Source organism: Actinomadura sp. 9N407 (assembly GCF_044326315.1).
In the GTDB taxonomy this organism is placed as follows: domain Bacteria; phylum Actinomycetota; class Actinomycetes; order Streptosporangiales; family Streptosporangiaceae; genus Spirillospora.
Genome location: NZ_JBIRAW010000001.1, coordinates 155,934 through 168,499 on the forward strand (window position 1 = coordinate 155,934; position 12,566 = coordinate 168,499).

At 73.6% G+C, this 12,566-nt stretch carries 11 protein-coding genes; 3 read left to right on the forward strand and 8 right to left on the reverse strand.

Annotated features, from left to right (window positions below):
- The first annotated feature begins 33 nt into the window (after nt 1-33).
- Both ACH34Q_RS00675 and ACH34Q_RS00680 read left to right on the forward strand, forming a co-directional pair.
- Nucleotides 34-1,347 carry a glycosyltransferase gene (locus ACH34Q_RS00675; RefSeq protein ID WP_395980681.1) on the forward strand — a complete coding sequence of 438 codons (1,314 nt, stop codon included), beginning with the start codon at nt 34-36 and terminating at the stop codon, nt 1,345-1,347.
- A gap of 72 nt (nt 1,348-1,419) precedes the next feature.
- On the forward strand, nt 1,420-4,296 hold the full coding sequence (locus ACH34Q_RS00680) for an AAA family ATPase (protein ID WP_395980682.1): 2,877 nt from the start codon (nt 1,420-1,422) through the stop codon (nt 4,294-4,296).
- Nucleotides 4,297-4,362: 66 nt separating this feature from the next.
- Here ACH34Q_RS00680 and ACH34Q_RS00685 read toward each other — a convergent pair whose 3' ends face one another.
- The 5 genes from ACH34Q_RS00685 to ACH34Q_RS00705 all read right to left on the reverse strand — a co-directional run bounded on the left by ACH34Q_RS00685 (nt 4,363) and on the right by ACH34Q_RS00705 (nt 9,497).
- On the reverse strand, nt 4,363-5,427 hold the full coding sequence (locus tag ACH34Q_RS00685; protein WP_395980683.1) for a dihydrodipicolinate reductase: 1,065 nt from the start codon (nt 5,425-5,427) through the stop codon (nt 4,363-4,365).
- Between the two features lie 8 nt (nt 5,428-5,435).
- The gene (locus ACH34Q_RS00690; RefSeq protein WP_395980684.1) at nt 5,436-6,221 is read right to left on the reverse strand and encodes an SDR family oxidoreductase; all 786 of its coding nucleotides are present in this window, start codon (nt 6,219-6,221) and stop codon (nt 5,436-5,438) included.
- A 55-nt stretch (nt 6,222-6,276) separates the two neighbouring features.
- The gene (locus tag ACH34Q_RS00695; RefSeq protein WP_395980685.1) at nt 6,277-7,224 is read right to left on the reverse strand and encodes an ornithine cyclodeaminase family protein; all 948 of its coding nucleotides are present in this window, start codon (nt 7,222-7,224) and stop codon (nt 6,277-6,279) included.
- Between the two features lie 64 nt (nt 7,225-7,288).
- Complete coding sequence (gene chrA, locus ACH34Q_RS00700; protein ID WP_395980686.1) at nt 7,289-8,479, reverse strand: chromate efflux transporter; 1,191 nt, start codon at nt 8,477-8,479, stop codon at nt 7,289-7,291.
- A 25-nt stretch (nt 8,480-8,504) separates the two neighbouring features.
- Nucleotides 8,505-9,497: an ABC transporter ATP-binding protein gene (locus ACH34Q_RS00705; RefSeq protein ID WP_395980687.1), complete on the reverse strand. Its 993-nt coding sequence runs from the start codon at nt 9,495-9,497 to the stop codon at nt 8,505-8,507.
- 298 nt (nt 9,498-9,795) lie between these two features.
- On the opposite strand from ACH34Q_RS00705, the gene ACH34Q_RS00710 reads away from it, so the two are divergent.
- Nucleotides 9,796-10,893 carry a S1 family peptidase gene (locus ACH34Q_RS00710; protein WP_395980688.1) on the forward strand — a complete coding sequence of 366 codons (1,098 nt, stop codon included), beginning with the start codon at nt 9,796-9,798 and terminating at the stop codon, nt 10,891-10,893.
- Nucleotides 10,894-10,968: 75 nt separating this feature from the next.
- Here the strand turns inward: ACH34Q_RS00710 and ACH34Q_RS00715 are convergent, their stop codons facing one another.
- Genes ACH34Q_RS00715 through ACH34Q_RS00725 form a run of 3 tightly spaced genes read right to left on the reverse strand, consistent with a single transcriptional unit; the run spans nt 10,969 to nt 12,564 of the window.
- Nucleotides 10,969-11,709, reverse strand: coding sequence for a thioesterase II family protein (locus ACH34Q_RS00715; protein ID WP_395980689.1), 741 nt, complete (start codon nt 11,707-11,709; stop codon nt 10,969-10,971).
- Nucleotides 11,706-12,362, reverse strand: coding sequence for a GNAT family N-acetyltransferase (locus ACH34Q_RS00720; protein WP_395980690.1), 657 nt, complete (start codon nt 12,360-12,362; stop codon nt 11,706-11,708). Before ACH34Q_RS00720 ends, ACH34Q_RS00715 begins: the two co-directional genes overlap by 4 nt.
- On the reverse strand, nt 12,355-12,564 hold the full coding sequence (locus ACH34Q_RS00725) for an MbtH family protein (protein ID WP_395980691.1): 210 nt from the start codon (nt 12,562-12,564) through the stop codon (nt 12,355-12,357). Before ACH34Q_RS00725 ends, ACH34Q_RS00720 begins: the two co-directional genes overlap by 8 nt.
- Nucleotides 12,565-12,566 lie beyond the last annotated feature (2 nt).

A 12,566-nucleotide genomic window follows, 5' to 3' on the forward strand; every position in this document is an offset into this window, starting at 1 on the left:
GGTTATACCTGTGCTAACCCGGAGGTTCTCGTCATGCACCGTCCTTTGACCATCGCGCTCGTGTCCGCCTCCGACCTTGACGGCGAGCACGTGCAGGCCGTTCATATCCGGGAGATCGCCCGCGCCCTCGGCCGGCCGGTCTCCGATGACAGGGACGGACACCAGGTCACGGTCTATACGCGCCGCCAGGACGACGCGGCGCGGACCCGGAGCCGGCTCGGTTCGGGGGCCGTCCTGCACCAGATCGACGCCGGTCCGGCCCGGCCGCTGAGCGAGGACGAACTGCTCGGCCACATCCGCGATTTCGCCGACGGGCTGCGCGACCGCTGGACCGGTCCCGGCCGCCCGGACGTCGTGCACGCGCATGGCTGGATCGGCGGGCTGGCCGCCTGCGCCGTCGCCCGCGAGCTGGACATCCCGTACGTGATGAGCCCGCACGGGGTCAGCGTGACCGAGCAGCGCGCGGGCCGTACCGTGCACCGCGCCCGCCGCCGGATGGAGACCGTGCTCGGCCGCGAGGCCGCCATGGTGATCGCCGCCTGCGACGACGAGGCGAACACGCTGGTCCGGATGGGCGTGCCGCGCAAGAAGATCGCGGTCGTGCCGTACGGCGTGGACGGCGACCAGTACGCCCAGGTCGGCCCCGCGATGCCGCGCGGCGACCGGGACCGGCTGGTGGTCGTGGCCGCCGACCTGGAGGACGGCGGCGCCGGCACCGCGATCCGCGCCCTGGTGCACGCCCCGGACGCCGAGCTCGCGGTCGTCGGCGGGCCGGACCGCGAGGAGCTGGAGAACGACCCCGCGGTGCACCGGCTGCGGCTGCTGGCCAAGGAGCTGCACGTCGCCGACCGGGTGATCTTCCTGGGCCGGATGCCCCGCAAGACGCTCCCCCGCCTACTGCGCACCGCCAGGCTCGCGCTCTGCCTGTCCCCGCACCAGCCGTCCCCGCTCGTTCCGCTGGAGGCCATGGCCTGCGGCGTCCCGGTGGTCGCCACCCGGGCCGGCGGGAACGCCGACAGCGTGCTGGACGGCATCACCGGCCTGCTCGTCCCGGGTGACCGGCCCGTCGCGGTCGGCCGCGCGATCCGCCGGCTGCTCGCCGAGGAGACGACGCTGCACGGGTACGCGATCGCCGCCGCCGACCGGGCCCACTCGCGCTTCTCCTGGGAGCGGATCGCCGCCGAGACGGCCCGTACCTACCTCAAGGTCCTGCCGCCCGAGCCGGAGCCGGAGATCGTTCCCGAGCCCGAGATCGAGGCTGCGGCCGAGGCCGAGGCCGATGCCGACCTGGTCCCCGAGCCCGAGCCCGCGCCGGAGAACGAGAAGGTCCCCGCCTACACCCGCTGACCCCGTGGCGCAGGGGCCCCCGGAGACTTCCGGGGGCCCCTGCGTTTTGCCCGGGATGGAATACTCGGGCCCATGGGGAGCGAAAGAGCGCTGGTCGGCCGTACCGAGGAGCTCGGTACGCTCACCGGCGCGCTCGACCGGGCCGCGGCGGGTTCGGCCGGCGTCGTCCTGGTCAGCGGGGACGCCGGGGTCGGCAAGACCACCCTGGTCGCCGCCCTCACCCGGGCCGCCCGCGAGCGCGGCTGCGGCGTCCTGGTCGGCCAGTGCGCCGAGCTGGGCGAGAGCATGCCGTACCTGCCGCTGGCGGACGCGCTGTGGGCGGGATCCGGCGAGCCGGGGCTCGGCACGGCGCTGGAGTCGCGGCCCGTCCTGCGCCGCCTGCTGCCCGACGGTGACGGCGGCGGCATCCCGGCGGGCGACCTGGGGCAGCAGCAGCTGTTCGGTGCCGTCCTCGGGCTGCTCGGCGAGCTGGGCCGGGAGCGGCCCGTCGTCCTGGTCCTGGAAGACCTGCACTGGGCCGACCGCTCCACCCGCCACCTGCTGATCTTCCTCAGCCGCGTGCTGCAGCGCGAGCGCGTCTGCCTGATCGGCACGTACCGCTCCGACGACCTGCACCGGCGGCATCCGCTGCGGTCGGTGGTCGCGGAGCTGCTGCGCCTGCCCGACGTGCGGGCCGTCGAGGTCGCGCCGTTCGGCGTGAACGAGACCGCCGAGTACCTCACCACCCTCGCCGGGGACGGCGCCCCGCCCACCGCCGACGAGATCGGGCAGGTCCACCGCCGTTCCGAGGGCAACCCGTTCTACGCGGGCGAGCTCTACACCGCGGCCCGTTCCGGCGAGGACCTCCCGGCCGGGCTCGCCGACCTGCTGCTGGCCCGGCTCGAGGACCTCTCCGAGAACGCCTCCCGCGTCGTCCGGGCCGCCTCGGTCGCCGGCCGCCGGGTGGACGACGAGCTGGTCCGCCAGGTCTCCGGGCTCGACGAGGCCGCCGTCGGTGAGGCCCTGCGCGAGATCGTCTCCCACCAGCTGCTGGTCCCCGACCGCGCCCAGGGCTACACGTTCCGGCACGCCCTGCTCCGCGAGGCCGTGTACGCCGACCTGCTCCCCGGCGAGCGGACCCGGCTGCACGCCGCGTTCGCCGCCCTGCTCGCCGGCACCGGAGCGGCTGCCGAGCTGGCCCACCACTCCCTCGCCGCGCACGACCTGCCCGCCGCGTTCGCCGCCTCCGTCCGCGCTGGCCGCGAAGCCGAGCGGATGGGCGCCCCCGACGAGGCCCACGAGCACTACGACCGCGCCCTGTCCCTGTGGGACGCCGTACCGGATCCGGAACGGGCCGCCGGGACGGAACGCGTCCAGATCGAGCTCGCCGCCGTCCGTGCGTCCGGCCGTTCCGGCGAGCCCCGCCGCGCCATCTCCCGGCTCCGCCGCCTCCGCGCGAGCGAGACCGACGTCCGGATGGGCATGCTGATCCGCGAGCACCTCGCCTATTACCTGGGAGACATCGACCAGTACGAGGAGTCGCTGGCCGTCTCCCGCGAGGCCATCGCCATGATCCCCGCCGATCCGCCCACCCCCGAGCGCGCCGCCGCGCTGGCCACGTACGCCCGTACCCTGCTCGGCCAGGAACGCGACCCCGCCATCCCGGCCATCGCCGAGGAGGCCGTCGCGGCCGCCCGCGCCTCCGGGGCACCCGACGCCGAGGCCAGCGGCCTGGTCACCCTCGGCATCTACCGGGAGTCGCGCGACGCCGGCGGCTCGGTCGGCGCGCTGTTCGCCCGCGCCCGCCGGCTGGCCATCGACTCGGGCAACTACCAGGTCGGGCTGCGCGCGGCGTTCCACCACGCCCGGTCCATGTTCGACCGTGGCGACCTGGCCGGGGCCAAGGACGCCGCCGACGACGCGCTGCGCTTCGTCGTCGCCCACGGCCTCGAATGGAGCGCCTACGGCACGACGCTGCGCTGCCTGCAGTTCCTCATCCACTACACGGCCGGCGAATGGGAGCGGGCCGACCGCCTGGCCGCCGACTTCCCCATCCAGGTGGTACGGCCCGTGGAGGCGCAGGTCTCCTCGTACGCCCTCTTCATCGAGGTGGCGCAGGGCCGCGAGATCGTGCCCGAACGGCTGCGCTGGCTGGAACCCCAGTGGCGCGACGATCCGTACATCGCCTTCGTCGCCCGCAGCCAGGCGGCCGAGTACTTCCTGTGGCTGGACGACCCCGGCGCGGCCCTCTCCCACCTGACGCCCGTGCTGGCCGCCCAGGACCCGAACGACGCCGCCGCCATCAGGGGCGCGGCCACCGCCCTGTGGGCCCAGGCCGACATCGCCGCCCGTGCCCGCGCCTCCGGCGACACCGAGACCGCCGAATCGGCCGAGAAGGCCGCCGACACCCTGCTCGCGCGTGCCCGCGACGCCGCGTCCACGACCCCGGACGGCCACCACCGCGCATGGCTCGGCCTGGAAGGGCACGCCTGGCTGGCCCGTGCCGAGGCCGAACGAGCCCGCGCCCACGGCGTCAACGACCCGGCCCTATGGCGTGCGACGCTCCGGGCCTTCTCGTACGGCTACACCTACGAAGTGGCCCGCTCCCGCTGGCGCCTGGCCGAATCCCTGGCCGAGCGCGGCGACCGCGAGGAGGCCGTCGTCCAATGGCGTACGGCCAAGGAAGAGGCCACCACCCTGGGCGCGGCTCCTCTTCTCAAGGCCCTGGACGACCTGGGCCTGCGCGCCCGCCTCGGTACGGCCCGTCCCGCCAGCAACGGGCTCACCGGCCGCGAACGCGAGGTCCTCAAGCTCGTGGCCGAGGGCCGCAACAACAGGGAGATCGCCGCGGCCCTGTTCATCTCCCCCAAGACCGCGAGCGTCCACGTCTCCAACATCCTCGCCAAGCTCGAGGTCACCAGCCGCACCCAGGCCGCCGCCAAGGCCCACAGCGAAGGCCTCCTCACCTGACCCTGCTCCGTTGACTCGTGGCGTGTTCGCCCCGCCAGTCCGCCGGAAAGGCGAACACGCCACGAGTCAACCGGGAGCTCGGGCGGGGGTGAGGGGGAGGTCCAGGGCGGTGAGCAGGCCGGGTGGGGCAGCGACCACAGCGGGGATGGCGTTGACCAGGCGCATCGCGGTGGCCTTCAGGCCGGCGGTGTTGTGGTCGCCGTCCGAGCCGAGCAGCTGGAGGTCGAGGGTGTAGTCGGGCTCGCCGCGGACCTCGATGCGGTAGCAGCCGGCGCCGACGGGCTGGGGCCAGGCGGGGGCGAGATCGCCGCGCAGGCGGGTGACGTGCTCCAGCACGATGATCGGCTTGCCGCCGCGCATGCCGCGGACCTCGAAGCGCAGGGCGGCGGTGGTGCCCTTCTCGATGGTGCCGGAGGCGACCTCGAACGTCTCGGGGGCGGGGAAGCGGTGGTGCCACTCGCCGATCTCGTCGAGCTCGACGCCCAGGCCGGCGGCCAGCTGGCGGACGACGCTGCCCCAGGCCATGGTGAGGACGCCGGGCTGCAGGAGCATGGGGGTGTCGTCGAGCGGGCGGCCGAAGCCCATGATGTCGAACAGGACCGTGGGCTGGTCGTAGGTGGCGTAGTCCAGGATCTCCAGGCAGCGGATCTCGTCGACGCGCTCGCTGATGCTGGTGAGGGCGAGGGGCAGCACGTCGTTGGCGAAGCCCGGGTCGATGCCGTTCACGAAGATGGAGGCGCCGCCCTCGGCGGCGGCCTCGCGGACGGGGTCGGACATCTCCGGCGGTACGACGCCGTCCGGGAACTGCAGGAAGACGGGGCTGCTGGAGACGACGTTCGCGCCGGAGCGCAGGATGCGGCACAGGTCGTCGATGGCCTCCATGATGCGGATGTCGGCCATGGCGGTGTAGACGACGCAGTCGGGGCGCAGCGCGAGGATCTCGTCGGCGTCGCCGGTGGCCGCGACGCCCAGCGAGCGGTTGAGGCCGGCCAGGTCACCGGCGTCCTTGCCCACTTTCGCGGGGTTGGAGACCCAGACTCCGGCGAGTTCGAGTTCGGGGTGGGCGTCGATGCCGATCAGCGCGTTCCGCCCGACGTTGCCCGTGGACCACTGGACTACGCGAAGGGTCATCTCTGCTCCTAGAGGTCGGGCAGGCCGAGGTCGAGGTTCGGCGTATCGATACCGCCGTCGACCTGGAGGATCGTGCCGGTGACGTACGCGGCGGCCGGGGAGCCGAGATAGAGGGCGGCGGCGGCCACGTCCTCGGCGGTACCGATCCGGCCGAGCGGGGTCTTGGCCTCCATCTCGGTACGGAGCGATTCGGTGGACATCACGATGTCCAGGGCGGACGTGGCGACCGCGCCGACGGAGATGGCGTTGACCCTGATCTTGGGCGCCAGGTCGAGGGCGGCCAGCCGGGTGTAGTGCGAGAGCGCGGCCTTGGCGGTGCCGTACGCGGCGTACCCGCGGCCCGCGAGGCGGCCGATCGCCGAGGAGATGTTGATGACCGAGCCGTCGCTCTCCATCAGGTGCGGCACGGCGGCGCGGGTCAGCGCGTGCGCGGTGCTCACGTTGAACTGGAACGCGTTCTCCATGTGCCGCGGCTCGGTGTCCATGAACGCGCGCGGCATCGCGCCGCCCATGTTGTTGACGACGATGTCGATCCGGCCGAACTCGGCGGCGGCGCGGGCGGCCAGATCGGCCGTCGCGGCGGGGTCGGACAGGTCGGCGGGGACGACCAGGGCACGCCTGCCCAGAGCCTCGATGTCCGCGGCGACTTTGCGGAGCTGGTCCTCGGTGCGGGAGGACAGCACGATGTCGGCACCGGCCTCGGCCAGCGCGCGGGCGCAGGCGGCGCCGATCCCGCGGCCGGCCCCGGTCACGACCGCCACCCGGCCGGGGATCAGGAAGCGCTCTGTGATCATCCCGTCAGCGTAGCCAGAACTAGAACCTGTTTCAATGGATCGGCGCAGCGCGGTCTCAGCCGAGGAAGTCGAAGTCCTGGCCGGCGCCGGCGTCCCGGGCGGCGCGGTAGGCCGTCCAGGCCAGGGACAGGTCCTGCCACGGCAGCCCGACCGGCGCGTACACGGTGATCTCCCGGGCCTTCACCCGGCCCGGGACCTGGCCGCGCAGCAGGTCGCCCAGCGTGCCCGCCGCATGCTCGACGCCGAGGCCGGCGTTGCCGAGCGCGCCCGTCTCCATCGCGAGCGGGATGTCGTCGACCACCACCCGGGCGCTCTCCAGCAGGTCGGTGGACAGCTCGGCCTTGCCGGGCTCGTCGGCGCCCAGCGAGGTCACCTGGGTCCCGGGCGCGATGTCGGCGGCGTGCAGCAGGGGCCGCCGCGACCAGGTCGCGACGATCACGATGGCCGCGTCCTTGACGGCGGTACGCGGGTCGGCCACCACCGAGGCGGGACGGCCCGCCGCGTGCCGTTCGGCGAAGGCGGCCGCGCGCCCGGCGTCGGTGTCGCAGACGGTCAGCCCGCCCAGGTCGCGCAGCGTGGGCAGCCCGCGCATCACCAGCTCGGCCTGCGCTCCGGCGCCGATCACGGTGATCGTACGGGCGTCCGGCCGGGCGAGCGCGTGGGTGCCGAGCGCGGCGGCCAGCCCCGTCCGCCAGGCGGTGACGGTGGCCGAGTCCAGCAGCGCCAGCAGCTCGCCGCTCTCCAGATCGTGCAGGCACACCACGCCGCGCAGCGCCGGGCGGCGGCCCGGGAACTTGGCGTTCACCTTGACCGTGTACGCGGGGATGCCCTCGACCAGGCCGGGCAGCAGGGCCGTGGCGGTGCCCGTGCCCGGCAGCGCGGCCACCGTACGGGACGGTGCCACCTCGGCCGGCCCGGCGGTGAAGCCGCTGCGCAGCCCGGCCATGCACGCCACCGGGTCGAGCAGGCCCTCCAGCACCGGACGGCTCAGCAGTAGGGTCACCAGACCATTCTCGGGGCGGGCCGGTCCGAGCGTCGAGCTGAGATTCTCAGAGTCTGACATCCGGTCAGGTCACCGGAAGGCCCGCCAACCCGGCGAAGACCCCCAGGACGCCCGCGCCGAGGAGGGTGGTGACCACGCCTCGGCGCAGGGCCAGCAGCGCCAGCGCGGCCGCGGCCAGGACGCCGAACTGCCAGGGGTGGGCGAGGGTCAGGCCGAGCGTGACCGCCGAGCCGGCGATGGCGCCGATGACGGCCGGGCCGGCGCCGTCGAAGAAGCCCTGCACGGCGGGGCTGGCGCGGAGCCGGTCGAAGCGCGGGGCGGCGGCCAGGACCAGCGCGAACGACGGCGCGAACGCCACCAGCGCGGCCAGCAGACCCCCGCCCACACCGGCCGCCGCGTACCCGACGACGGCGACGGTGTGCACGACGGGTCCGGGCGTGATCTGGCCGAGCGCGACGGCGGTGGTGAACTCGCCCGAGGTCATCCAGTGGTAGTTGGTCACGGCCTCGGACTGCATCAGCGGGATGATGACGAAGCCGCCGCCGTACGAGAGCGCGCCCACCTTGAACGCGAGCCACGCCACCGCCGCGAGACCGCCCGCGGCCAGCGGCGCGCCCGCGAGGAACGGCGGGAAGAAGGGCGGCAGCATGCGGGTGCGGATCGGAACGCGGCGGACCGCGAGTTCGGCGAACCCGCAGGCCAGCAGGACGAGCACGAGGTAGGGGCCGAGCGTCACGGTGGCCACGCCGCCGATGAGGAGGTAGGCGTACCAGCGGGCGCGGTGGCCGCGGCTGCCCGCCGACCGGGCGCGGCTGGACGGGATGAGGTCGAGCGCGGCCCGTACCGCGACGGCCGCCACGGCGGCGCCCGCGCCCGCCGCCGCGCCGCGTACCCACACGGGCGCCTCGCCGGACAGGAACAGCGCCGACAGCAGCAGGATCGCGACGAGCCCGGGCACGATGAAGCACAGCCCGCCGATCAGCGCGCCGGGGACGCCGCGCAGCCGCCAGGCGCACAGGATCGCCAGCTGCGTGGAGGCGGGGCCGGGCAGCAGGTTGGTCGCCGCGATGCCGTCCTCGAACTCCTCGGCGTCCAGCCAGCGCCGGTCCCGCACAACCAGGCGGCGCAGCAGCGCGATGTGCGCGGGCGGCCCGCCGAAGCCGACGCAGCCGATCCGGCCCCATTCGCGGGCGATCGTCCGCAGGCCGACGGGGGCGCTCGGTGGCGATGGGGACGATGGGGCCGGCTCTGTCACTCCCCCATCATCCACGCCCCCCGCATCACTGAGGGCGCTGCCGTGACATCACCAGGTGGTCCCATTCGGTGAGCCAGTTGCGGCCCTCGTCGTCGATGAACGAGCCGGGCGGCGGTTTCACCTGGTGCTGCCGCAGCCACTCCCCCGGCCGCCGCATCGCGGGACGCAGGCTGCCGTCGCTCGGCATCAGCTGCGGCGGGATCGGGGCGGGCATCGCCTGCGGGACATGGCCCTCGTCCTCCATCTGGGCCAGGTCCTTCTCCTCGGCCATCCCGATCGGGCCCTGCCGCCGGGCGTTGAAGAACTGGTTCACCGCCGGGTGCGTGCTGGACAGGATCATCTCGCGCGGCCCGAACATCACCAGGCCGCGCCGGAACAGCAGGCCGAGGTTGTCGGGCAGCACCCGGGCGGTGCCGATGTCGTGGGTGACGATGAGGAAGGTGGCGCCCAGCTCGGTGTTGAGGTCCACGAACAGCTGGTTGAGATAGGCGGTACGGACCGGGTCGAGGCCGGAGTCGGGCTCGTCGGCGAGGATCACCTCGGGGTCCAGGACGAGCGCGCGGGCGAGGCCGGCGCGCTTCTTCATCCCGCCGGAGATCTCGCCGGGCAGCTTCTGCTCGTTGCCGCCGAGCCCCACCATCTCCATCTTCTCCAGCACGATCCGCCGGATCTCCGACTCGCTCTTCTTGGTGTGTTCACGCAATGGGAAGGCGATGTTGTCGTAGAGGTTCATGGAGCCGAACAGCGCGCCGTCCTGGAACAGCACACCGAACTTGCGGCGCATCTCGTACAGCCGGTGCTCGCTCAGCCGGGGCACGTCGCCGTCGCCGACGTAGACGTGGCCGCGGTCGGGGCGCAGCAGGCCGACGAGGTTCTTGAGGAACACCGACTTGCCGGTGCCGGAGGGGCCCAGCAGCGCGGAGATCTCGCCCGCCGGGATCGTGAACGACACGTCCTCCCAGATGACCTGCCGCCCGAACGACTTGCGCAGCCCCTCGACCCGGATCTCGACGCCCATGGCGACTCCCAGGGCGGGGCGTCCGGGGGCGGGTTTTTCCGCAGCCTCCTGCCGGTCCCCCGCCGACTTCGACTGTACGACGCGATCCGCGCGCGCGGGAGGCCCAGCGGGGACTTATTGGACCACTCGTCAAGGGCCGTCTCCCCCGCCGCAGCGGACCCTCCCGCACCCAATGTGCCCAACCGGCCCACCGAACTTCGGCACATTCTCGACTTACCCGGAGGAATGCGAATCTCCGACCATGTCCGGTGACCTCCGGCGCGCCACAAGGGCGCGCCCAACCCCCACTGGAGGCTCAGTGAAACACCGTCATGCCCGCGTTCGCGGCATCGCGGCCATCGGCGCGGCCACCGGAGTCGTGGCGACCGGCCTGGTCGTCGCCTCGGCCGCACCGGACGACGTGACCGCGGCACCGGCCGGAGCATCGGCCGCGCTCGCACCCTCCCCGCAGGCCGGCGCGGTCAAGACCGCCCGGTCGCTCGCGGGAACGCTCGGCGCGCGCAGCGCCGGGTCGTACATCGACAAGGCCACCGGCTCCCTGGTGGTCACCGTCACCGACACCGGGGCCGCGCGGACCGTCCGCGCCGCCGGAGCACAGCCGCGCACGGTCGAACGCAGCGGCACCGACCTGAAGGAGGTCATGGCCGCGCTCAAGCGCGACGCGACCGTACCCGGCACCGCCTGGGCCGTGGATCCCGCCACCAACCAGGTGGTGCTCTCCATGGACAGCACCGTCACCGGAAGCAAGCTGACCAAGGTGAGGAGCGCGGCGGGCAAGCACGGCGCCGCCGTGCGCACCAAGCGCGTCGCGGGAGAGTTCCGTACGTTCACCGCCGGTGGCGAGGCCATCTTCACCGGCGGCGGGCGCTGCTCGCTCGGCTTCAACGTCAAGAGGGGAAGCGAGTTCTTCTTCCTGACCGCCGGGCACTGCACCGACATCGGCGGCTCCTGGTTCTCCGACCAGGGCAACACCCAGAAGCTGGGCGACACCGACGGCAGCAGCTTCCCCGGGGACGACTACGGCATCGTCAAGTACACGGGTACGCCGTCCGACTCCCAGGGGACGGTGTCCCTGTACGGCGGTACCCAGGACATCACGAGCGCGGGCGCGGCGGCGGTCGGCCAGAACGTCACCCGCAGCGGCAGCACGACCCAGGTCCACGAGGGCGAGGTGACGGCGCTCAACCAGACGGTGAACTATGCCGAGGGCAGCGTCAGCGGACTCATCCAGACCACGGTGTGCGCCGAGCCCGGTGACAGCGGCGGCTCGCTGTTCGCCGGGTCCACCGCGCTCGGGCTGACCTCGGGCGGCAGCGGCAACTGCACCATCGGCGGGACGACGTTCTTCCAGCCGGTCGGCGAGGCGCTGAGCGAGTACGGCGTCGAGGTCTACTGACCGGCGCGGCGACCGACCCATCACAGAGAGGTGTGCGGAAGTCTTGAGACCGCCGGCCCCCGGCCTGGTACCGGGTCAGGGGCCGGCGGGCACCTCGAGGGTCCGCAGGATCTCGGCCACAACCTCGGACTGCTTCGGTACGAGGTAGAAGTGGTCGCCCGGAAAGACCTTCACCCGGACGGGACCGGCGTCGGTGGCCTCGCGCCATCCGGCCGCCGTCACCTCGTCGACATGCGAGTCCTTGTCGCCGAGGAGCACCGTGAGCGGGACGTTCAGCCGCGGCTCGGGCCGGTACTCGTAGTCCTCGATCAGCGCGAAGTCGTTGCGGATGTACGGCATGACCAGCTCGCGCAGTTCCTCGTCCTGCAGCACTTCCGCATCGGTGCCGCCGAGCTCGGCCAGCGCGGCGATCACGCCGTCGTCGTCGCGGCCGGCGACGCGCTCGTCGTCGCGGTCGTGCGGCGGCCGGGCACCGGAGACGAACAGGTGGACGGGGGGCGTGCCTCGCTCCTGCAGCAGCCGCGCCACCTCGTACGCCAGCACGGCGCCCATGCTGTGCCCGAACAGCGCGGCGGGCCGGTCGAGCAGCGGCGCCATCGCCCCGGCGATCAGCCGGGCGAGCTGCCGGGCGTCGGTGACGAACGGGTCGGCCATCCGGTCGGCGCGGCCCGGGTACTGCACGGTGTGCATCTCCACCGCCGGGCCGAGCTCGCGTGCCCAGGTCCGGTAGAAGACCGCCGACCCGCCCGCGTGCGGCAGGCAGAACAGCCGCATCGACGCCCAGGGGCGCGTCTCCACGCAGCGGAACCAGGTCAAGAGATCAACTCCTCCTCGTCGGCCGGGTGCGGGCCGGCGCGCCCGCCCGTGTCCCGGGCCGGGCGGGGGTCGCGGGGCAGCGGCCACGGCGCCGCCCGGGGGTCCGGTACGAGCTTGGGCCCGGTGGACTCGGCGGCCACCTTGAACCCGCGCCGCCGGTAGTTGGCCATCGCGCTCGGGTGATCGAGCGTACTCGTCCGCAGCCACACCCGGGAAGCCGGGCCGGTGCCCTCGGCCCACAGCCGCCCGCGCTGCCAGGCCCGCCGCACGCACTGCTCGACCAGGTAGCCCCCGTATCCCAGCCCCACGAACGCCGGGGTCAGGCCGACCAGGTGGATCTCGGTGTCGCCGCCGTCCTGGGCCTCCATCTCGAAGAACCCGGCGAGCGTGCCCTCGGCCATCGCCAGCCAGGTGCTCAGGCCCGGCCGCCGCACCCAGTCCCGCCAGTCGTCGTACGACCAGGGGAAGCGGTCGGTCCAGCAGACCGGTGCCCCGACCGCCGCGTACAGCGCCCGGTTCACGTCGGCGGACGGGCGGCGGGCGAGGCTGAACGTCATCTCGACGCCGGGCAGCGGCGCGGGCCGCAGGTCGGCGCTGTCGAGCATCTCCATCGTCCACTCGGTGACGGCGGGGACCTCGACCGGGCTAGTCACCCATGGCCTCGATCAGGCTCTTCGGCCGCATGTCCGTCCAGTGCTCGGCGATGTGGTCCAGGCAGGCCTGCCGGGTGTCCTCGTCCTTGGCGACCGTCCAGCCGGCGGGCACCTCGGCGAACGACGGCCACAGCGAGTGCTGCCCCTCGCCGTTGACGAGCACGAGGTAGGTGCCGTCGGGGTCCTCGAACGGGTTGCTCATCG